Source organism: Halobacillus sp. B23F22_5, from assembly GCF_043497085.1.
GTDB lineage: Bacteria > Bacillota > Bacilli > Bacillales > Halobacillaceae > Thalassobacillus.
Window position 1 is genome coordinate 1 of record NZ_JBIEKI010000035.1, and the last position, 1,144, is coordinate 1,144.

1 protein-coding gene is annotated in these 1,144 nt (G+C 40.7%); it reads left to right on the forward strand.

Features of this window, described 5'->3' with window-relative positions; all coding sequences use genetic code 11:
* Positions 1–173: 173 nt before the first annotated feature.
* Positions 174–1,144, forward strand: a 971-nt coding sequence (istA, locus tag ACGTN9_RS20975) for an IS21 family transposase (protein ID WP_499596473.1), incomplete at its 3' end; no start/stop codon positions are given.

Genomic DNA, 1,144 nt, shown 5'->3' on the forward strand with positions numbered 1-1,144 from the left:
TGATTATTGCAGTTGAAATGAGCCACTTATGCGGAGTTTTGAGCCAGTCTTTGCGGAGAAAAGAGCCACCCTTTGCGGAATGCATTGCCACTATAAATAGAATAGAGAAAGGCCTCCTGTATAATTATCTTGCATGCCAGCAAGCATGACATTATTATACAGGAGGCTTTTTTATGGTTAATTACCGTAAGATTTTGGAACTTCACTTTGAAGAAGTCAGTCAAAGAACGATTAGTTCAAGCACTGGGCATTCAAGGAATACAGTTTCAGATGTCGTTCAACGTGCCAAAGAACTGGGTGTAGAAAGCTTGAACGACACCATGACCAATCCATGGCTAGAAGCGTTTCTCTTCCCAGAGAAACAGGCTGTTGAGAAAGGGTACTTCCCAATTGATTGGGAAAGAGTGCATAAGGAACTACAAAAGAAGAATGTAACCCTGTCCCTGCTGCACCACGAGTACTCGACAGAGGCACGTGAAGGTGGAAAGATCCCCTATGCCTATCGTACTTTTTGTGAGAACTATGGTAAATATGCGAAAAAGTATAAATTGACAATGCCTATTCGAAGAAAACCAGGTGAAGTCATGGAAGTAGATTGGGCTGGAACTACACTGAAGATTAATGATCGTTCAACAGGAGAAACGCTTCCGGCGTATGTTTTTATTGCGACCTTACCTTATAGTCAGTTCAGTTATGTTGAAGCCTTTTTAGATATGAAATCAGCTAATTGGCTTATCGCTCATATTCATGCATTGGAGTATTTTGAGGGAGTTCCTGAAACAATGGTTCCCGATAATTTGAAAACAGGAGTTACGAAAGCACATCGTGAAGAGCCTCTTCTAAATGAAGCCTATCGTGAAATGGCAGATTACTACCGTACTGTCATTGTTCCAAGCCGTGTTCGAAGGCCAAAAGATAAAGCAAGTGTCGAAGGCACTGTTGGATATATTTCCAGGCAGATTATCGCTCCACTAAGAAACTATCAGTGTTTTCATCTTCAAGACTTAAATCAGAAAATCTTTGAAAAGTTAGAAGAAATCAACACCACTGAATTTCAAAAGCGACCAGGTTCACGTAAAAAGGTGTTTGAGGAAGAAGAGAAATCCTACCTTCAACAGCTTCCTCAAACAAGGTATAAACTTGC